We start from the raw sequence: 19,320 nt of genomic DNA, 5'->3' as shown, positions 1-19,320 counted from the left end.
CGCGCCGCCGGGTCGTATCGCCGGGCGCCTCGGGCTCCCCGCCCGCCCGTCGAAGGCAGCCGCCTCGTCACCGGGGCGGCTCAGCCCTGCGTCTGAAGCTGCCGCAACTGCTGCCGGACGTGGTCCAGCGCGCCCTCGCGGCGGCCCGGCACCCGGCCGCGCAGCCGCGCGATCTCGGGGCCCAGCGCGCGGGCCCGCGACACGTCGGGGATCCGCCCCCACTGGTGGTGCGCCCGGTCGACCGCCGCCTCCACCGCGGGCGCGTCGACCGGCTGCCCGGCCTCCAGCCGGGCGACGGCGACCGCCATCCAGGTACGGCAACTGCGCTCGGCGTCCCCCGCGAACATCGCCAGATCCGCCCGCACCTCACCCCAGTGCAACGCCTCCTCGGACCCGGCCCCCCACGAGTCGGCGGCCACCTGCTCCAGCCGGGCGGCAAGAACATCGGCATCACCGTGCCGCCCGTCCCGCACGGCCGTGGAGATGGCGACGTGCGGATCGGCAGGCATGCCGGGCCCGGCGGACACGGCGGGACCGGCGGACACGGCGGGCGTGGCGGGTGCGCCGGAGGTGGCGGGTACGCCGGGGGCGACAGGTGCGCCGGAGGTGGCGGTTACGCCGGGGGCGGCAGGTACGGCAGAAGTGGCGGGTACGGCCGGGGCGAGGGGTGTGCCCGGGCCGGCGGATACGCCGCGAGCTGCGGGTACGGCCGAAGTGAGAGGCTTTTCCGCGCCGGTGGATACGCCTGGAGCGTCGGGCACCTCCGAGGCAAGGAGTGCGCCCGAGGCTACGGGGACGCCTGACACGACAGGTACTCCGGAAGCGGCGGGTGCAAGCGACGCGAGAGGTGCACGCGAAGCGCCAGGTTCACCGAACGCGGCAGGCACACCCGAAGCCACCGGTGCGACCGGCGCCAGAGGTGTCCGCGAGACGACGGGTCCGCCCGACGCGGCAGACACGCCGGAAGCCGTCGGGCCCACCGGCTCAAGACGTGCACGCGAAGCGCCGGGATCGCCGAACGCGGCAGGCACTCCGGACGGCACCGGGGCGGGCGACGCCAGGGGCGCACGTGAGGTGGCGGGCGCGTCGGAGGTGGTGGGGGTGGACCAGGGGGTGAGTACCAGGTCGCCCACCTCGCCGTCTCCTGCGATGCGGGCCAGCGCCGCCTGGTGCAACCGCTCGACCGCCGGACGGCCTCCGCTGCGCAGTATCGTCGCGACCGCCCTCATGTACGACGGCGTGGCGACGGCCCGACGGCCCGGCGGCGGCGCGATCCGCCCGTAGACGGCGACCGCGGGCCCGCAGTCCAGGGTGTTCCCCCGCAGCCAGTCCCAGGTCTCCGGGTCCGCGCGCAGATCGAGCACCAGGGTCGTGGAGCCGGGCGCACGCAGCCGCAACTCCTCACGGAACCAGTGCCACGGGAACGCCGTGTACCGCACGGTCGGGGGCGTCGTACGGGCGAGCGCCAGGTGGGGCAGCCGTTGCTTACGGTCGAGCTGGAGCTGACCCGCGACGAACAGGGTGAGCGGCCCGGGAGCCACCGCGGCGGCCCGCAACCGGGTGAGAACGGCCTGCGGATCCAGTGGATCGGCCAGTTCGACGACGTTCGCGGTGTCGGTACCGGCCAGCACGGGAGGCGGCACGGCCGCGAGCACGGGGAGCACGGAGGCCGCGTCCACCAGACATCCCTTGCCCATGGGCGAGGCCGCGAGCAGCAGCACGGTTCCGGGCATGGTCCCCTCCCGCATGGTCCCCTCCCCTGTCGATCACGTACCTCAGCACCGTAACCGCTGCGGGTGCAAAGGGGACCCTCAGGCCTGCAAACGTCCCCCTACGGGGCCTTCGTCGGCAGTCGGCACAGGCGGCCCCGTCACCTCCGACGCCCCTGGCGACACAGATGCCCCCGGCGACACGTCCATGAGATCAGCGAAACACGGGGGCGCAGCGCCCGCATCCGGGCATCCGGGCATCCCGGCATGCGGGAACCGGCGGACGAACCCGGTGCAGGAAACCGACAAAGGAAACCGACGAAGGAAGCCGACGAAGGAACCCGCCGCACCCGACTTGCCACCGCCCCCGCCCAGGTGTGCCCTGGAAGGCGGGGGACGAGGAGAGAGGAGTCCTCTCATGGCTCATGCGGCACCCGCGTCAGGCGCACGGACACCGTCCACACGGTCCCGTACGTCCGATGTCTTCAGCGAACGGACCCACCGGGCCGCGGAGTGGACGACACCCGTGGCACTGGGGCTCGTCTACGGCTACTGGGTCGCGGCCAACAACCGCTCCGGAGGCCCCATCACCGGCTGGAACCTGCTGCTCGGCTTCGTGAGCGCGATCGTGTTCGCGGCCCTGTGGACGGGCATCCACGCCCTGGCCCCACACATGCGGCGCGAACTGCACGCCCTGCTGTGGACGGCGTTCGCCGGCTGCGCCTTCGGCTTCCTCTACAGCCAGACCGGCGCGGCCGTCCTGCGCTCCGTGGGAATGTCCCTGGCGGTCTCGGCAGGCGTCTTCCTGACGCTGTTCTACCGCTTCTACACGCACGAGGACGCGGCGGGAAAACGTATCCGCTGATCCGCCCACCACAGGCGTCCGCACGAGGAAGGATCAGGACGGATCAGGACGGATCAGGACGCACACGGGCCCCGGCGTTGTAACGCCGGGGCCCGTGCCTTCCCTCATCCCTCCACTCACCGGCCGACCGGGACCCACTCCCAGTCACCCGATGAGGTTCCTGATGTCGCGGTGGTGCTGAAGCTCCAGGAGCCGGAGAAGCTGAACGTCACGGAGGCCGAGACGCCGACCGAGCCGTTGGTGAACGGGTCGTCCCAGTTGGTCCAGTCGCCGTTCTTCCACCGCGGGCACGGGTCGGCGCAGTCGGGCACCCGCGCGCCGCCGGTGTCCACGAAGGCGGCGCTCGCCCAGCCCTGGGTGCCGAAGAGCCAGTACCAGTCCGGGTTGCCGTTGACGCTCTGCCCCTTGACCCTGCACTGCACACGGTCGTGACTGCCGGGCGCGAGCGTCGCGACGACGGGCGATCGGGTGGTGGGTTCCTGTCGCACACTCAGTTCGGAGCGGGAGACGACGGTGCCCCTGATCGAGCCGTTCCCGTCGCCGCCGCTGGTCGCAGGAGCAGCCGCCGCCGTGGTCCCCAGGGTCGCGCCGGCGAGGGTGCCACCGGTGAGCAGGGCCGCGGCCAGAGTCCGCAGGGCCAAAGTGGTGCGCATGATCGACCTCCTTCTCCCCAGAACCAGGAAACACCCGTTCGGGTGAACCCTCCACCGGAGCACGTCGCCAGGCCTGCGCGGGGCGCCACCCGGACGGCCGCCATGGGCTCGCGTTCCCCGCCCGGACCCCGTTGCCTGGAAGGGTGTCCCCAAGCCTGCGGACCGCCCTCTCGGCCGTCCTCGTCGCGCTGTCCTGCCTGCTCGTGCCGTTCGGCGCGCTCGCGGCCTGGGCGGCGTACGGCCTCACCGACACCCGCGGCTATGTCGCCACGATGGCGCCGCTCGCCTCCGACCCCGCCGTGCGGAACGCCGTCGCGGACACGGTGGGTGACGCAGTGGCACGCGAGGCCGGGCTGAACCCGCTCTTCCTGCGGGACGCGGTCCGCTCCTTCACCGCGACCCGCGCCTACCGCACGGCCTGGGACGCGGGCAACCAGGCGGCCCACACGGCCGTGATGAGAGCGCTCAACGACGAGAGCGCCGACCGCGACTCCCACCCGGTGACCGTGGACCTCGCGGCCGTCACCTCACCACTGAAGCGTCAACTGACCGCCGAACACGTGCCGTTCGCCGACCGTGTGCCGGTGGAGCACACCCGTGTCGCACTCCTCCCACCAGCTGGACTGGCCGCTCTCCGGAAGGGCTACCACGTGCTCGACGTAGCCGGTTTCTGGCTGCCCCTGGCAGCCGTCGTCTTCGCGATGGCAGGTATCTCCGTGGCGGTCTCCCGCCGCCGCGCGGTCACGGCGACGGCCCTCGGCACCGCCCTGGGCGGCGCGTTGCTGGGCCTCGCCGTCGCGATCGCCCGCCGCCTGACCCTCTCCGACCTCCCCGACGCGGCCCACCGCCCGGCCGCGGGCGCGGTGTACGACGCCCTCACCGCGACCCTGCGGACGGCCTCCTGGCTGCTGCTCGCGCTGGGCCTGACGGTGGCGGCGGCGACCTGGCTCATCCGCCGGTGCTCCCCGGCGGTCCGCCTGCTGCGACGGCGGCGAGTGTGCGCAGCGCCCGTGCCAACTCCTCCCGCGGAGCCGACGCGAGTCCGAGTCTGACCGCGTCCGGGGTGCGGTGCGGGTCGACGGCGAAGGCGGTCCCCGGGGTCACGGCGATGCCGTGCGCGGCGGCCTCGGCGGTGAAGGTGTCGGCCCGCCAGGGCGCGGGCAGCTCCCACCAGGCGAAGTAGGCGCACGGATCGGTCCGTACCGTGCCCACCGCGCACCGCTCGCCGAGGTGCTCGGTGAGCCTCGCGGTGACGTTCTCGGTGACGTTCTCGGTGACGTTCTCCGTGCGGTGTGCGGTCAGGTGCTCGGTGAGGACGGCCTGGCGCCGGGCGGCGTCCGCCCGCTTCTCCTCGACGAGCCGGCGCACCACCCCGTCCTCCGTCCACCGCACGGCCGCTTCCAGCGCGAACCGTCCCGCGCTCCACCCGCCGGACCGCACCGCCGCCCCCACGGCCTCCGCCCGGCCCTGCGGTACGACGAGAAAGCCGACGGTCAGCCCCGGCGCGACCCGCTTGGACAGCCCGTCCACGACATGGGTGAGCTCCGGGGCGTGCGCGGCGAAGGCGGCGGCGTCCGGGCGGAGAAAGGACCAGATGCGGTCCTCGACGACCGGCAGCCCCAACGCGAGTACGAGGTGGCCCAGTTCACCACGCCGCCGCTCGCTCATGGTCGAGGACGTCGGGTTGTGGAGCGTCGGCTGAAGGTAGAGGGCGGAGAGCGGAGCGGCCCGGTGGACGGCGGCGAGGACGTCCGGCCGTACTCCTTCCGCATCACCCGCGAGCGGGACGAGAACCACCCCCAGCCGTCCGGCGATCTCCTTGACCAGCGGATAGGTCAGCTCCTCCACCCCGACCCGGCCGCCCGGCCGGACCAGGGAGGCGAGGGCGGCGGCGATGGCCTGCCGGGCGTTGCCGGTGAACAGCAACTGCGCGGGGTCCGGCCGCCAGCCCGGCACGGCGAGGAGCCGGGCGGCGCTCTCCCGGGCGGCCGCGGTCCCGTCGGCGGCGCCCGGACGCATGGCCTCCGTCAGCACGTCGGCCCGCAGCAGCGGCGCGAGGGAGGCCGCAACGAGCTCCGACTGCCCTGCGGCCGAAGGGTAGTTGAGCTCGAGGTTGACGGGCGCGGAGGTGGCCGTCTCGATGAGCGCCCGCCCCTGCGCGACGGCCGGCGCGGCCCGCACGAAGGTCCCTCGCCCCACCTCGCCCACCACCAGGCCACGTCGCACGAGTTCGCCGTAGACCCGTCCGGCCGTGGAGGGCGCGATGCGGTGCCGACGGGCGAACCACCTTTGCGGGGGCAGCTGTTGGCCGGGGCGCAGCCGTCCGGCGACGATGTCACCGGCGATGCGGTCCGCGATGAGACGGAAGTCGGCCATGGAGTCTCCTGGAACCTGGGATCACACCGGGGGCGGGATTGCACCGAAGGCAAAGATCTTATTGCACCGAGAAGACGGCCCGCCCTACTGTCGCTCCCATGGCACCCTTCCTCGCATACGAGGACAAAGGGACGGATACGCCCTCGGCGCTCCCCCTCGTCCTCGTCCACGGCCACCCCTTCGACCGCACCATGTGGGCTCCGCAGATCGAGGCGTTCTCCACCACCCGCCGGGTGATCGCCCCCGACCTGCGCGGTTACGGCGCGTCCCCGGTGGTCCCCGGCATCACGCTGCTGTCCGACTTCACCCAGGACATCGCGGCACTCCTGGACGAACTGAAGGTGGAGACGTTCGTGCTGGCCGGGCTGTCGATGGGCGGCCAGATCGCGATGGACGTCTACCGGCGGTTCCCCGACCGTGTCCGGGGCCTGGTCCTCGCCGACACCTTCCCGGCCCCGGAGACCCCCGGCGGCAGACTCGCGCGCAACGAGATGGCCGACCGGCTGCTCGCGGAGGGCATGCGGGGCTACGCCGACGAGGTCCTGGAGAAGATGGTCGCCCCCTACGCGGCCCCCGAGGTGAAGGCCCACGTCCACCGCATGATGACGTCCGCGCCTCCCGAGGGCGCCGCCGCCGCACTGCGAGGCCGGGCCGAACGCCCCGACTACCGGCCCCTGTTGACCCGCGTCACCGCACCCGCCCTGGTCGTGGTCGGCGAGGACGACGAGTACACCCCCGTCTCGGACGCGCAGGCGATGCACGCGGCTCTCCCGCACTCCGAGCTGCGGATCGTCGAGGGCGCGGCCCATCTGCCGAACCTGGAGCGGGCGGACGAGTTCAACAGGGGGCTGGCGGAGTTCCTGGCGAAGACCGGGGCGTGGCCTTCGGCAGGATGAGGTCGACGCGAGGCCGGCTCCTCAATACCGCAGGACTTCTCGGCGGCCGGGGCCCGCTTCCTTCACCTCGCCGGCACGGACCACCGCGCCCCGGTCGTCGACCTCACCCTCCACCAGGGCTGATGGCCGAGAACCGACAGCCGGGGCGGGGTGCCCATAATGAGCGCATGTCCCGCGAGTTCCCCATCGGCCTCACCCCTCCCGACTGGCTGGTCCGGAACCTCCGCTCCCAGCAGTCCGCCGTCAACCGGCCCGCCGTCGCCCGCGCCGCGCTCGCCATGACGCTGCCGCTGCTGATCGGCCTCGCCGCGGGGCACCCCGCGTACGGCGCGCTCGCCTCCATGGGCGCCCTGTCCGGTGTCATCGGCGACACCGCCGACGCCTACCGCATGCGGATCATGAACATCGCGATCCCACAGCTCTTCGGTGCGGTGGGCGTCACCCTGGGATCCCTCGTGTACGGACACGGGTGGCTCGCGGTGGCCGCCGTCACCGGCGTGGCGCTGGTCTCCGGGATGATCTCGACGATCGGCGCGGTGGCGTCCGTGTCCGGACTGCTGCTCCTGCTCAACTCCGTGGTGGGGGCCGGACTGTCGATGCCGGGGGAGTGGTGGCTGGCACCGCTCCTGATGACCGGCGGCGGGCTGCTCGTGCTTCTCCTCGCCCTGCTGGCCTGGCCACTGCGCTCCGGGGTGCCGGAGCGCACGGCGGTCGCCGCCGCCTATCGCGCGGTCGCCGATCTGCTGGCCGCCTGCGGCAGCGAGGTCCCCGGCGCGTACGAGGACGCCCGGCACACCGTCACCCAGTCCCTCAACCAGTCCTACGACCTGGTCCTCGCCCGCCGTACCGGACAGCACGGTCGCAGCCCCGAACTGACCGTGCTGGTAGCCGAATTGAACGCCATCACCCCCGTGGTGGAGGCGGCCCCCGCGGCCCATCTGGACGGCCGCCCGCTCCCTGCGGAGGTCCCCGAGGCCGTACTCCATCTCGCACGGGCCGTGGAGACCGGCTTCACCGGGCCGATAGGGCTCCGGCTGCCCGACCCCGGCTCCGAGACCGCGCGCGCCGTCGACCACGCCCTGCGGCACGCCGCCGAGGTGGTGGCCGCCCCCGACCCCGACCCCCGGGGCGTCGACGACCGGCTCGGCCGTCCGGCCGGCCTGCGGGTCCGCGCCGCCCGCGCCACCCGCGACGTCGCCCTCTCCGCCGCGTCCTGGCGCTACGGCCTGCGCTTGGCCCTGTGCGTCGGCCTCGCCCAGGTGCTGGTCTCGATCGTCCCGGTGTCGCGCTCCTACTGGGTGGCCCTGACGATCACCTTCGTGATGAAGCCCGACTTCGGCTCGGTGTTCTCCCGGGCGCTGCTGCGGGCGCTCGGCACCGTGGCCGGCCTGGTGGTCGCGGCGGCGGTGCTTTCACAGGTGCCGCGCGGCTACTGGGACGTGCCGGCGATGCTGCTGCTCGCCTCGCTGATCCCGGCCCTGACCCCGCGCGGGTACGGCTACCAGACCGCGGCGATCACCCCGGTGATCCTGCTGCTGTCGGACGTCCTGAACCACCAGGGCACCGCGCTGCTGCTCCCGCGCCTGGTGGACTCGCTGATCGGCTGCGGCATCGCGCTCGTGGCGGGCTACCTGCTGTGGCCGGAGAGCTGGCACACCAGGGTCGGCGACCGGCTGGCGGACGCCGTCGCGGACACGGCCCGCTACGTCGACTCGGCCTTCGGCCCGGCCGTCGACCCCGCCGCACGCGCCCGGATGCGCCGCCGTCTCTACCGCGACCTGTCCGTCATCCGTACGGAGTTCCAGCGCGCCCTGACCGAGCCGCCGCCCACCGGACGCCGGGCGGCGGCCTGGTGGCCGCTGGTCGTCGCGGTGGAACGCATCGTGGACGCGACGACGGCGGCCCGGGTCCGGGTGAAGCACGGAGCCGGACCGCCGTCGGCGCGGGAGGTCGGTCATGTCACGCTCCAGCTGCGGGAACTGGCCGACGGCCTGCGCGACACGGATGTGCTGTACCCCGTCCGCACCGACCTGACCGGCCCGCCCGGCAGCGTCCTGGAGCCCCTGCGCCAGGAGGTCGCGGCGGCGAGGGCGATCGCCTCACCGCACCCGGACGACCGGCGCCGATAGCCGACGCGCCCAGGGCGTTTCTTTTGGATCGGTTCGGATCAGGCCGCGGTGTCCGGTGCGGTGCATCGCAAGGCGGAGCATGATCCGCGTAGTGGGTGTACGCGGGTCGTGCGACAACGCCGCGAGGTGCCGTGCCGGGCGCCGTGGCCCCGGGCTGATCCAAAAGAAGCGCCCTAGACCCCGATGTCCTCGCCGTCCTTGCGCCACACGGCCACGACCGCCGGGCGGACGATCTTCCCGGGGCCGTCCGGCCAGGTGCTCGCCGGCTTCTCGACCGTGGCGCCGTCGATCTCACCCGGGTGCTGCACGGCGACGAGCACCCGACGGTCCTGGACGATCGGGCCGCAGGTCTCCGCGCCCTTCGGCACCGTCAGGAACTGCTTCAGCTCACCGCGCCGCGAGCCGCGCGTCGCGACGCCGAACAGCCCGTCGTGCGAGCCGAGCTGGCTGCCGTCGGTGGAGATCCACAGGTTGCCGTGCGGGTCGAAGGCCACGTTGTCCGGGCAGGAGATCGGGCTGACGTCGTCCTTCGGGAAGCCCGCGAAGTAGGTCGCCGGGTCGTCGGGGTCACCGGCGACGAGGAACAGCGACCAGGCGAACGCCGTGCTCTCGGGACGGTTACGCCGCTCGGTCAGCTCCAGGATGTGCCCGTGCTTGTTGGCGTTGCGCGGGTTGGCCTCGTCCGCCTTGGCGTTCGCGCCGACACCGCGGTTGGTGTTGTTGGTGAGGGCCACGTACACCTTGCCGGTGACGGGCGAGGGCTGGATGTCCTCGGGCCGGTCCATCTTCGTCGCGCCGACCTTGTCACCGGCGAGCCGGGTGAAGACGAACACCTCCTCGGCACTCATCCCCTCGACGTGCGAGACGGCGCCCCTGGCGGTGGCGGTGGCGATCGGGATCCACTCTCCGCTCCCGTCGAACTCACCGTCGGCGGGCAGCTTGCCCGTGCCGTCGATCTCGATCGTGGGGGAGTCGCCGGTGAGCCGGGCGACGTAGAGCGTGCCCTCGTCGAGCAGCGACAGGTTGTGCTCACGGACGGCCCGGCTCGATCCCTTCTTCATCCGCTTGCTGCCGACGAACTTGTAGAAGTAGTCGAACCGCTCGTCGTCACCGGAGTAGACGACCGGCCGTCCGTCCTCGGTCAGCCGCACGGTCGCGGCCTCGTGCTTGAAGCGGCCGAGGGCGGTGTGCTTGCGGGGCGTGGAGTTCGGGTCGTACGGGTCGAGCTCGACGACGTACCCGAAGCGGTGCACCTCGTTCGGCTCCTGGGCGACGTCGAACCGCTTGTCGAACCGCTCCCACTTGCGCTCGGTCGCGCCGGTCCCGATCCCGTACCGCTTGTCAGTGGCCCGGCCGCTGTTGGCGAAGTACTGGTTGAAGTTCTCCTCGCCGTGCAGCGTGGTGCCCCACGGCGTGGTGCCGCCGGAGCAGTTGTTGAGCGTGCCGAGCACCTTCGTGCCGGTCGGGTCGGCGGAGGTCTTCAGCAGGTCGGAGCCGGCGGCGGGCCCGGTGAGCCGGAACTCGGTGGTGGCGGTGACCCGCCGGTTGAGGTGGTGCCGGGGCACGGCGGTCAGCTTGCCGGTCCTGCGGTCCTCCTGCACGACGACCACGCCGAGACCGTGCGCCGCCCAGGCGACCTCGACCTGCTGCCGGGTGGGATTGGCGGCGTCGTAGCCACGGAACATGAGCACTTCGTCGGTGTACTCGTGATTGGCGACGAGCAACTGCCGGTCACATTCACCCGGAATGGGAAGAAGCGCCAGGAAGTCGTTGTTGTAGCCGAACTGTCCGGCCTGGGCGGCGGCGGTCTGCTTCTCGGGGTCGAAGGCGGGAGCCCCGCGCAGGATCGGCTCACCCCAGCGGATGACGACATTCTGCCCGTATCCGTCCGGAACGGTGACGGCGTCGGCGGTATTCGGAGCGACGGAGCTGTAACGCAGCCCACGAGCACCGTTGACGGCCGGCTTCCCGGAATTCCCAGAACCCCCGGAACCCCCGGAATTCCCGGAGGATTGCCCGGAATTCCCGGCGGACTTTCCGGACGTATCGGCAGACGCTGCCGCCGCGGGCAGCGCACCGGCCACACCCGCGGTCCCGGCGGCGGCCGCGACGGTGACGACCGCGGCGGCTCGCACCATCGCGCGGCGGCCGATCGCCCCCGCGATGACCTCACCGACGTACTCGTTGTCGCTGGTGTTGGGCACCTCGTGGAAGCAGGCGTCACCACACCGGAAGCGGCAGGTCATGGCGGAGCGTCCGCCGGGATGGGACTGGGACGGCGTTCCGATCAGCGGCAGAAGCTTGCGCACCTTTAATCTCCCCTTGCATGCCCTTGGTGTGCTCGTGACGTTAGGGGCACGTATGTGCGGAGGCGCTGCTGTGGGATGAACGGAAAGTGAATCCCCAGCAGCCACAAGGGTGTTGGACTTGCGCGGAGGGGGTGCCGAGGCGGTATTGACACACCTGGATTCCTTACACTCACCCCTGCCCAAGATCACCCTCCGGGGCCGTTAACCTTACGTGTCCGTCCTGGCCAGGGATTGACGGGCTTCAACTCACGCGAAGGGTTGCGCACATGGGCATTCTCACTCTCCTGCGGAACGCGTTCGGACGGTCACGCAAAGAGCGGGCCGCCGAGGCAGAGGGTGCGGAACAGGTTCCTTCGCAGGAACAGACCGCCTCCGAGGAGCGGGACCAGGAGTCGACCGGGGCTGCCCCCACGTCGGCAGCCGCGCCGACCCCGGCGCCCGAACCGACGGTCCCGTCCCCCTCCCCCGAACCCACCCCGAGGGCCACGGCCCAGGTCCCGGAACCCCGCCCGGCATCCCAGGACGAACACGATCTCGTCTCGGCAGCCTTCGACAACGTCTCGGTCCCCAAGCCGACCCAGTCGACAGAGGACCTGCCCGCTGCGACGGCGAAGCCGTCCGCGCGGACGGTTGAGGCGGACGCGGACGCGGAGCCGAAGGCGGAGGTCAAGGCTGCGGTCGAGGCCGAGCCGACGGTGGAGGCGGAGCCGAAGGTCGAGGCGAAGGCCGAGGCTGAGGTCGAGGCCGAGCAGAAGACGGAGGCCGAGCCGACGGTCGAGCCGAAGGTCGAGGCTGAGGCGAAGGCTGAGGCTGAGCCGAAGAAGGCTGAGCCGGCGGTTGAGGCTGAGCCGGCGGCGGAGGTCGAGGCCGAGCCGACGGTTGAGGCCGAGGCGACGGTCGAGCCGGAGGCGGAAGCCGAGGCTGAGCCGAAGGCCGAGGCTGAGCCCAAGGCCGAGGCTGAGCCGAAGGCCGAAACTGAGCCGACGGCGGAAGCCGAGGCTGAGGTGAAGGCCGAAGCCGACGAGCCGCAGGCCGAAGCGAAGGCCGAGGCCGAGGTGGACGAGCCGACGGCCGAGGCGGTGGTCGAGGAGCCCACGCCGACGATCGAAGCGGCCGCGGAGGCCAATCCGGCGACCGCGGAACCCACGGCGGTCACCGACGCCGACGCGGAGCCTGCGGCCGAGCAGCCGGAGACCGAGCCCGTAGCGGAGGAGTCCGCGCCCGCCGCGGCTCCGACTGCGGCTCCGGCTCCGGCTCCGGCTCCGGCCGCGGAGGAGTCCGACGAGCCCGCGGCCGCCGACGGCGAGGACGCCCCGCAGGGGCCACTCGCGGCCGACGACGAAAGCCGCACGGGTGGTGCGGGTGGGAACGACTCGGCCGAAGGCGAAGCCGAGGACGAGGTCAAGGCCGAGGCGGCCCCGGCCGAGACTGCCGAGACTCACGCCACCCCCGCGCTGCCGGCCGGCCCCGCGCTGCCGGCCGGCCCCGCGCTGCCCGCCGGCCTCGCCACCGCCTACGCCGCGGCGGCCACCGCGCTGGAGGCAACCCACCTCACCGCCACCCGAGCGAAGCTCTACCTCGTACTGGACCGCTCCGCGAGCATGCGCCCGTACTACAAGGACGGCTCCGCCCAGGCCCTCGCCGAGCAGACCCTCGCTCTCGCCGCCCACCTGGACCCCGAGGCCAAGGTCCACGTCGTCTTCTTCTCCACGGAACTGGACGGCACCGGCGAGCTGACCCTGACGGACCACGAGAACAAGATCGACGAGCTGCACGCCGGCCTCGGCCGCATGGGCCGTACCAGCTACCACGCGGCGGTCGAAGCGGTCCTCACCCACCACGAGAAGGAAGCCGCGGGCACCCCCGCCCTGGTCGTCTTCCAGACGGACGGCGCCCCGGACGCGAAGACCCCGGCCACCCAGTCCCTCACGGACGCGGCGAAGAACCACCCCGCCGTCTTCTTCTCCTTCGTCGCCTTCGGCGAGCCCGACAACAAGGCCTTCGACTACCTCCGCAAGCTGAAGACCCCCAACACGTCCTTCTTCCACGCGGGCCCGACCCCGCGTGAGCTGACGGACGCCGAGCTCTACGAAGGCGTACTGGCCACCTGGCGCCCGTAGGCCCCCTTCGGGGGGTGGAGAATCACGTCCACCCCCCGAAACGCATGTGAGTGGATCTTCGCGGGCCCAGTAGGATTTCGGGCATGGCGGCCACTGGAACCGAGAAGCAGGGTGGCAAGGCGTTCTACGTCTCCACCCCCATTTACTACGTCAACGACGCTCCTCACCTGGGCCACGCCTATACGACCGTCGCAGGCGACGTGCTCACCCGCTGGCACCGCCAGCGTGGCGAGAAGGTGTGGTACCTCACCGGCACGGACGAGCACGGTCAGAAGATCATGCGCACCGCGGAGGCGAACGGCGTCAGCCCCCAGCAGTGGGCCGACAAGCTCGTCGACGAGGCCTGGCGCCCCCTGTGGGAGCACCTCGAGATCGCGAACGACGACTTCATCCGCACCACGCAGCAGCGGCACACCGACCGCGTCCAGGAGTTCGTGCAGGACCTGTACGACAAGGGCGAGATCTACAAGGGCGGCTACGAGGGCCCGTACTGCGTCGGCTGCGAGGAGTACAAGCTCCCGGGCGAGCTGCTCGACGGCGAGGGCGAATTCGCAGGTCAGAAGCTGTGCCCCATCCACAAGAAGCCCGTGGAGATCCTCAGCGAGGAGAACTACTTCTTCAAGCTGAGCGAGTACGGCGACAAGCTCCTCGCCCTCTACGAGGCGAACCCGGGCTTCATCCAGCCCGAGTCCGCGCGCAACGAGGTCGTGAACTTCGTCCGGCAGGGCCTTCAGGACCTCTCCATCTCGCGCTCCACCTTCGACTGGGGCATCCCGATCCCGTGGGACCAGAAGCACGTGATCTACGTGTGGGTCGACGCGCTGCTGAACTACGCCACGGCGGTCGGCTACAACGAGAACCAGCAGAAGTTCGAAGAGACCTTCCCGGCCGACGTCCACCTGGTCGGCAAGGACATCCTGCGCTTCCACGCGGTGATCTGGCCCGCGATGCTGATGGCGCAGGGCCTCCCGCTGCCCGGGAAGATCGCCGCGAACGGCTGGCTGATGGTCGGCGGCGAGAAGATGTCGAAGTCGAACCTGACCGGCATCAAGCCGCAGGACCTGACCTCGCACTTCGGCGTGGACGCGTACCGCTGGTACTTCCTGCGCGCCATCGCCTTCGGCCAGGACGGCTCGTTCTCGTGGGAGGACTTCTCCGCCCGCTACACGAGCGAGCTGGCGAACGACTACGGCAACCTGGCCTCCCGCGTGGCCGCGATGGTCGGCAAGTACTTCGACGGCGTCCTGCCCGCGGCCACCGCCGACAGTGAGGCCGAGAAGGCGCTGCACGACGGCCTGGCGACCGCCGTCGCGGTGGCCGACCGGAAGATCGGCGAGGAGCTGGACTTCCAGGGCGGCATCCTGGCCGTGTTCGACTTCGTCAAGCAGGTCAACGGCTACATCACGGAGCAGGAGCCGTGGAAGGTCGCGAAGGACGACTCGGCCGAGGGCCGGGCCCGTCTGGCGACCATCCTCTACACCGCCGCGGAGTCCCTGCGCGCCGTGGCCGTCCTGCTGAACCCCGTCATGCCGGACACCTCCCAGAAGCTCTGGGACTCGCTGGGCGCCGATGCGGTCCTGGGTGCTCTCGCGGACCAGCGGGTCCAGGAGGCCGGCGCCTGGGGCACGCTTCCGGCCGGCACGACGGTCACCAAGGGAGCGGTGCTCTTCCCGCGCCTGGAGGAGAAGCCGACCGCGTAGCGCGTCGCCGACCGACCACACCGACCACGGGTCCGGGACGAACCGCCTCCCGGACCCTGGCCGGAAGGCCGCCGCCGGTCGGAAGACCGCCCCCGGCCGCAAGGCCGCCCCCGGCCGGATGACGGCCCTGGTCGAATGACGGCCCCGGCCGGATGACGGCCCTGGTCGAATGACGGCCCCTGATCGGAAGACCGCCCTGGTCGGAAGAAGCAGAGAAGAGAAAGAGCCGTAGAGGTTCCCCCGGCTCCGGCATGTTCCCGCCAAGCCGTATGGTTTCCGCCATGGCAGTCCCCAACGTCATTCCGATCGCCTACGAGCCGAAGCACCGCACCGAGTCCGTCGGGCGGTACGCGGACGGCCAGTTCCTCGCGTCGGTCACGTACGCCTTCCCCGAAGGGTTCCGTCTCGACGACGGCTGGGAAGAGCACAAACGCCTCTACACCGTGCTGCACACCTTCGACGCCGCGGGCAACTACCGCGACTCGGACATCTGGTGTGCCGGCACCTGGGCCGAGCAGCAGCGCAACCCGCACGGCGACGACGCGGTCCTCACCCGGGCCCGCGTCCGCCTGGCCACCCTCCTGCGCAGCCTGCCCCGCCGCTCCTACACGGACATCGCGGTCCGCCCCTTCCGGCTCACCTTCGAGGGCGTGCTGTTCGGCCTGGTGATCCGCGAGGACAAGGACGAGGACGGCGAGCCGGAGACCTGGGCAGAGCTCTACCCGGACCGCCTGGCCTTCGCCGAACCCTGGGACGGCACGTACGACACCTGACGACGGGGGAACGCGAGGGCCGGGGGCTCGTGGTCACCCGGCCCTCGCGTGTCTGGGGGGTGCTACTTCAGGACGCTCGCGCCCGTGGTCGTCGCGAGGGTCGTGGGCAGGTTCTTCGCCGACGTCTCGAGGCCCGAGGTGAGGGCCGGGGTCCAGTTGACCGTCGTCTTCAGGTCCTTCGACGAGGCGGCGTTGTACGCGGCGACGACGTCGGTGACCGTGCCGTTGACGAGGTTGCCGGAGCCCTTGACCGCGCCGGTGCCGTCGCCGCTGAGGAGCTTGGCGACCTTTCCGCCGGTCGGGACCTTCCAGTAGTTGTTCTCGGCGACGACCTGGGCCTTGGCACGCGAGTTGATGCTGTACTGCGTCGCGTAGCCGTTGAGGGTCGTGACGTCGTAGTAGTTGTTGTAGATGTGCACCTGGCCGACCCGCGCCAGCGGGGCGCGCTGGACGATGCCCTTCCAGATGTTGTGGTGGATGGAGACGCGCAGCTTGCCCGAGGGCTCGCTGTCACTGCTGCCGATCAGCATCGTCTTGTCGTGGTTGGTGAACTGGTTGCGCGAGACCGTCACCAGGTCCGAGCTCTTGGTGATGTCCAGGGCGCCGTCGTGGATCTGGTACTCGCGGCCGTAGTACTTCGGGTTGGCGCTGTCCAGGTGCGGCGCGTCGGTGAACGTGTTGTGGTCGGCCCACACGTGGGTCGCGCCGCGCAGCGTGACCGAGTCGTAGTTGGAGTTCCAGTTGCCGTCGTCGCCGTCGGTCGGGTCCCACTGCGGGAAGCAGTCCTCGGTGGCGGCGAAGGTCAGGTTGCGGACGACGACGTTGTCCACGTTCTGGATCTGGAGCATGCCGCCGGAGATCCCGGCGTTGGTGCCCGGCACGCCGACGACACTGGTGTTGGCCGGCACCTTGAAGACGATGTTCTTCGCCTGCTTGGTCTGGGCCGCGGCGCGGGCCTTCTCCTGGGTGCCGGAGGGCAGCTTGGAGGTGCCGTAGGACGAGGGGTCGTACGCCTTCAGATAGGCGGAGAGCGAGTAGCCCGTGCCCGACGCGTAGTCGGCGCAGGTCAGCTTCTTGCCCGCGTCGTCGGTGTTGGCGTCGATCGTGCCCTTGATCTTGATGATCCGGGGGGTGGTGTCGGAGGCGGAACCCAGCGCCTTCACCAGCTGGGCGCGGGTGGAGACGGTGAAGGTGTGCGCGGCGTCGGCCTTGGTGCCACCGGTGGTGCCCGTGCCGGAGGAGGCCCAGCCGTCCTTCGCGGCGAGCGTCTGGTGGTACAGGTCGACGGTCCCGGCGTTCGCGTTCATCACGACGACACCGGCGCCGACGGCCGCGGCCACGGCGGCGGCGGAGACGACGAGGACGCGGCGCGAGCGGAGGGACCGGCGGTGGGAGGGAGCTGCCACGGGGGATCCTTACGGGGAGGAGCGGGCTTACGTCCTGTCAGTGGTCGCCGCCGCGTGAAGAGTTGCCGCATGAAGAGATCTTTTTTCGGGGCCGTCTCCGCCGGTCGATCAAACGCCCTTCACGATCCCCCCACCTCCCCCTTAAGGTGCGCATCGGGGACGAACACCTCTCTCCGGGGAGGGATCACCACACATGGACCGGCGTCATCGTCAACTGGGGGATCTTCCATGGCACTCTTCGGCAACGCGCATCCGATCGACCCGGCGCAGGCGCAGCAGGACTACGCCCGTCTGCTGGGCCGGGGCGAGCATGTGCAAGCCGCCTTCCTGCTGATCCGCGACACCATCCTCTTCACGGACCGGCGGCTGATCCTCGTCGACAAGCAGGGGATCACGGGCAAGAAGACGGAGTACCACTCCATTCCGTACCGCAGCATCACGCACTTCGCGGTGGAGACCGCCGGCACCTTCGACCTGGACGCCGAGCTGAAGATCTGGGTGTCCGGCTCGTCCGTGCCGATCCAGAAGACGTTCACCAAGGGCGTGGACATCTACGAGGTACAGGCGATCCTCACGCAGTTCGTGGCGAAGTAGCTCCCCCGTCCACGGCCCCCGTCCACGGCCCCGTTCACGGCCCCCGTCCACGGCTCCCGTTCACGAGTCCTCGGCCACGGCTCCCGTTCACGAGCCCTCGTCCACAGCCCTGTTCACGAGTCCTCGGCCTCGTCCGGGGGCGTGCGCTCCCGGCGCGCTCTAGACTCGCGGGCGGGGCGCAGGCGCACGGAGGGTGCGCGCGTGGGGATGGGGGATTCTCGTGAACGAGCTTGCTTTCAGGCGTGGTTGGCGGGTGGCCGTGGTGCTGCTGGCCGGGCTGCTGGGTGCCGCGGCGCTGCCCGCCGCGCCCGCCGTCGCCGTGCACGGTGCGGTGCCCGGTGACTTCAACGGGGACGGCTACCGCGACGCCGTACTGCCCGCGCCGGGCGCGAACGTGGCGGGCAGGGAACGGGCGGGCGCCGTCGTCGTGCTGTACGGGTCGAAGACGGGACTGTCGGCCGCCCGGCGGGCGCTGATCACGCAGAACACCGCGGGCGTGCCGGACACCGCCGAGGCGGGCGACGGGTTCGGCTCCGCCACCGCCACCGCCGACCTGAACCGGGACGGCTACGCGGACCTGGTCGTCGGATCCCCCTTCGAGAGCACCGCGAGGGGCCAGGAAGCGGGGTCCGTGACCGTGCTGTGGGGCAGCCGGAGCGGGCTCACCACGGGCACCGACCTGCCCGCCTCGGCGACGGCGGGCATGGTCCCCTACCACTACGGTGCGGACATCGCCGCGACCCGCGGGGCCTCGGCCGCGCGGTCCGAGATCCTGGTGGCGAGCTGGGGCGGCGCCGTCCGCTTCACCGGCCCCTTCACCCGAACCGGCGGCTACGGCGCCTCCGCGGTCGCGGCGGACAGCTCCTGGGGGGACTCCGTCGCGCTCGGCGACTTCGACGGCGACGGCTCCCCCGAGCACGTGAACGTGACGTACGGACAGAGCGGGGAGACCGGCGGGTTCGTCTTCGTCGACCCGGAGGACCAGGACCACGTCGGCTTTCCGGCCCGTCTCGCCCACGGCAACGGGCATATCGCCGCCACCGGGGACGTCGACGGCGACGGCTACGACGACCTGGTGGTCGGCGACCCGGACGAACCCGAAGTCGCGGGCTTGGACGGCGCGTCGGGCGGTCGCGTGCTCGTCTGGCGCGGGTCGGCGGCCGGCATCGCACCCGACGCCGTGCCCGAGCAGATCACGCAGGACACCGCCGGCGTGCCCGACGCGAGCGAGAAGGGCGACGTCTTCGGTGGCGCCCTGACGGTGACCGACCTCAACCGCGACGGCCTCGCGGACCTGGTGATCGGCGCGCCGCGCGAGTCGGTCGGCACCAAGGCGCTGGCCGGACAGGTGACCGTCGTACCCGGCCGCCGCACCGGCGCCCTCGGCGTCGGCTCGTACGCCTTCACCCAGGACACGGCGGGCGTCCCGGACGCCTCCGAGGCGGGGGACGAGTTCGGTACGACGGTCGCGGCAGGGGACGTGAACCGGGACGGCAGGCCGGATCTGTTCGTCAGCGCCTCGGGCGAGAACGAGTCCACCGGCGCCGTCTGGACCCTCCCCGGCTTCACCACCGGCCCTTCCGCCGCCCGCAGCCGCGTCTTCACGGCCCCCTCGGTCGGCCTCACCCAGCCGGACTGGGCACTGCTGGGCGGGTACGGCCTGGGCTGGGTGATCTGAGCCCGGGTCACCCGGCCACCACCCCCCGGTGGCGGCCGGGTGACCGGTGACCGGATCCGCACGGCCGCGGGCCCGGGGCGCCCGCCCGGCCGCATCGGACGTCGGGAGCACG

At 71.8% G+C, this 19,320-nt stretch carries 14 protein-coding genes; 9 read left to right on the top strand and 5 right to left on the bottom strand.

Features of this window, described 5'->3' with window-relative positions:
• Window positions 1-80: 80 nt before the first annotated feature.
• A complete protein-coding gene (locus tag QQM72_RS40895) occupies window positions 81-1,733 on the bottom strand; it encodes a hypothetical protein (RefSeq protein WP_399077512.1) in 1,653 nt (550 codons plus the stop codon).
• Between the two features lie 394 nt (window positions 1,734-2,127).
• Between QQM72_RS40895 and QQM72_RS16935 the strand changes: the two genes are divergently transcribed.
• Window positions 2,128-2,574, top strand: a complete 447-nt coding sequence (locus QQM72_RS16935; RefSeq protein WP_314221713.1) for a hypothetical protein — start codon at window positions 2,128-2,130, stop codon at window positions 2,572-2,574.
• A 116-nt stretch (window positions 2,575-2,690) separates the two neighbouring features.
• Here QQM72_RS16935 and QQM72_RS16930 read toward each other — a convergent pair whose 3' ends face one another.
• Complete coding sequence (locus QQM72_RS16930) at window positions 2,691-3,227, bottom strand: SH3 domain-containing protein (RefSeq protein ID WP_314221712.1); 537 nt, start codon at window positions 3,225-3,227, stop codon at window positions 2,691-2,693.
• A 143-nt stretch (window positions 3,228-3,370) separates the two neighbouring features.
• Between QQM72_RS16930 and QQM72_RS16925 the strand changes: the two genes are divergently transcribed.
• Window positions 3,371-4,279, top strand: coding sequence for a hypothetical protein (locus tag QQM72_RS16925; protein ID WP_314221711.1), 909 nt, complete (start codon window positions 3,371-3,373; stop codon window positions 4,277-4,279).
• Here QQM72_RS16925 and QQM72_RS16920 read toward each other — a convergent pair.
• A complete protein-coding gene (locus tag QQM72_RS16920) occupies window positions 4,176-5,603 on the bottom strand; it encodes an aminotransferase-like domain-containing protein (RefSeq protein ID WP_314221710.1) in 1,428 nt (475 codons plus the stop codon). The two genes, QQM72_RS16925 and QQM72_RS16920, sit on opposite strands and share 104 nt — an antisense overlap.
• A gap of 98 nt (window positions 5,604-5,701) precedes the next feature.
• Here QQM72_RS16920 and QQM72_RS16915 point away from each other — a divergent pair, with 98 nt between their 5' ends.
• Together QQM72_RS16915 and QQM72_RS16910 are read left to right on the top strand one after the other, a co-directional pair.
• A complete protein-coding gene (locus QQM72_RS16915) occupies window positions 5,702-6,499 on the top strand; it encodes an alpha/beta fold hydrolase (protein ID WP_314221709.1) in 798 nt (265 codons plus the stop codon).
• Between the two features lie 167 nt (window positions 6,500-6,666).
• The gene (locus tag QQM72_RS16910) at window positions 6,667-8,628 is read left to right on the top strand and encodes an FUSC family protein (protein WP_314221708.1); all 1,962 of its coding nucleotides are present in this window, start codon (window positions 6,667-6,669) and stop codon (window positions 8,626-8,628) included.
• A gap of 173 nt (window positions 8,629-8,801) precedes the next feature.
• Here QQM72_RS16910 and QQM72_RS16905 read toward each other — a convergent pair whose 3' ends face one another.
• Complete coding sequence (locus tag QQM72_RS16905; RefSeq protein ID WP_314221707.1) at window positions 8,802-10,937, bottom strand: PhoX family protein; 2,136 nt, start codon at window positions 10,935-10,937, stop codon at window positions 8,802-8,804.
• A 266-nt stretch (window positions 10,938-11,203) separates the two neighbouring features.
• Here QQM72_RS16905 and QQM72_RS16900 point away from each other — a divergent pair, with 266 nt between their 5' ends.
• The 3 genes from QQM72_RS16900 (at window position 11,204) to QQM72_RS16890 (ending at window position 15,530) form a co-directional block, all read left to right on the top strand.
• Window positions 11,204-13,057: a VWA domain-containing protein gene (locus QQM72_RS16900; RefSeq protein ID WP_314221706.1), complete on the top strand. Its 1,854-nt coding sequence runs from the start codon at window positions 11,204-11,206 to the stop codon at window positions 13,055-13,057.
• An 83-nt stretch (window positions 13,058-13,140) separates the two neighbouring features.
• Entirely contained in the window at window positions 13,141-14,757 is a 1,617-nt protein-coding gene (gene metG / locus QQM72_RS16895) for a methionine--tRNA ligase (RefSeq protein ID WP_314221705.1), read from the top strand.
• 281 nt (window positions 14,758-15,038) lie between these two features.
• Complete coding sequence (locus QQM72_RS16890) at window positions 15,039-15,530, top strand: hypothetical protein (RefSeq protein WP_314221704.1); 492 nt, start codon at window positions 15,039-15,041, stop codon at window positions 15,528-15,530.
• A 62-nt stretch (window positions 15,531-15,592) separates the two neighbouring features.
• Here the strand turns inward: QQM72_RS16890 and QQM72_RS16885 are convergent, their stop codons facing one another.
• Entirely contained in the window at window positions 15,593-16,936 is a 1,344-nt protein-coding gene (locus QQM72_RS16885) for a pectate lyase family protein (protein WP_314221703.1), read from the bottom strand.
• Window positions 16,937-17,164: 228 nt separating this feature from the next.
• Between QQM72_RS16885 and QQM72_RS16880 the strand changes: the two genes are divergently transcribed.
• Both QQM72_RS16880 and QQM72_RS16875 read left to right on the top strand, forming a co-directional pair.
• Complete coding sequence (locus QQM72_RS16880; RefSeq protein ID WP_314221702.1) at window positions 17,165-17,530, top strand: PH domain-containing protein; 366 nt, start codon at window positions 17,165-17,167, stop codon at window positions 17,528-17,530.
• Between the two features lie 220 nt (window positions 17,531-17,750).
• A complete protein-coding gene (locus QQM72_RS16875) occupies window positions 17,751-19,208 on the top strand; it encodes an FG-GAP-like repeat-containing protein (protein WP_314221701.1) in 1,458 nt (485 codons plus the stop codon).
• The last annotated feature ends 112 nt before the right edge of the window (window positions 19,209-19,320 follow it).

The sequence above is a fragment of the Streptomyces zaehneri genome (genome assembly GCF_032248645.1).
In the GTDB taxonomy this organism is placed as follows: Bacteria; Actinomycetota; Actinomycetes; order Streptomycetales; family Streptomycetaceae; genus Streptomyces; species Streptomyces coriariae.
This window is presented reverse-complemented; position numbering and strand designations above follow the sequence as displayed.

Bases quoted from the DNA above. Each gene is read 5' to 3' on its own strand.
- QQM72_RS40895 (WP_399077512.1), bottom strand. From the start codon at position 1,733: ATGCCCGGAACCGTGCTGCTGCTCGCGGCCTCGCCCATGGGCAAGGGA.
- QQM72_RS16935 (WP_314221713.1), top strand. From the start codon at position 2,128: ATGGCTCATGCGGCACCCGCGTCAGGCGCACGGACACCGTCCACACGG.
- QQM72_RS16930 (WP_314221712.1), bottom strand. From the start codon at position 3,227: ATGCGCACCACTTTGGCCCTGCGGACTCTGGCCGCGGCCCTGCTCACC.
- QQM72_RS16920 (WP_314221710.1), bottom strand. From the start codon at position 5,603: ATGGCCGACTTCCGTCTCATCGCGGACCGCATCGCCGGTGACATCGTC.
- QQM72_RS16915 (WP_314221709.1), top strand. From the start codon at position 5,702: ATGGCACCCTTCCTCGCATACGAGGACAAAGGGACGGATACGCCCTCG.
- QQM72_RS16910 (WP_314221708.1), top strand. From the start codon at position 6,667: ATGTCCCGCGAGTTCCCCATCGGCCTCACCCCTCCCGACTGGCTGGTC.
- QQM72_RS16900 (WP_314221706.1), top strand. From the start codon at position 11,204: ATGGGCATTCTCACTCTCCTGCGGAACGCGTTCGGACGGTCACGCAAA.
- metG (WP_314221705.1), top strand. From the start codon at position 13,141: ATGGCGGCCACTGGAACCGAGAAGCAGGGTGGCAAGGCGTTCTACGTC.
- QQM72_RS16890 (WP_314221704.1), top strand. From the start codon at position 15,039: ATGGCAGTCCCCAACGTCATTCCGATCGCCTACGAGCCGAAGCACCGC.
- QQM72_RS16880 (WP_314221702.1), top strand. From the start codon at position 17,165: ATGGCACTCTTCGGCAACGCGCATCCGATCGACCCGGCGCAGGCGCAG.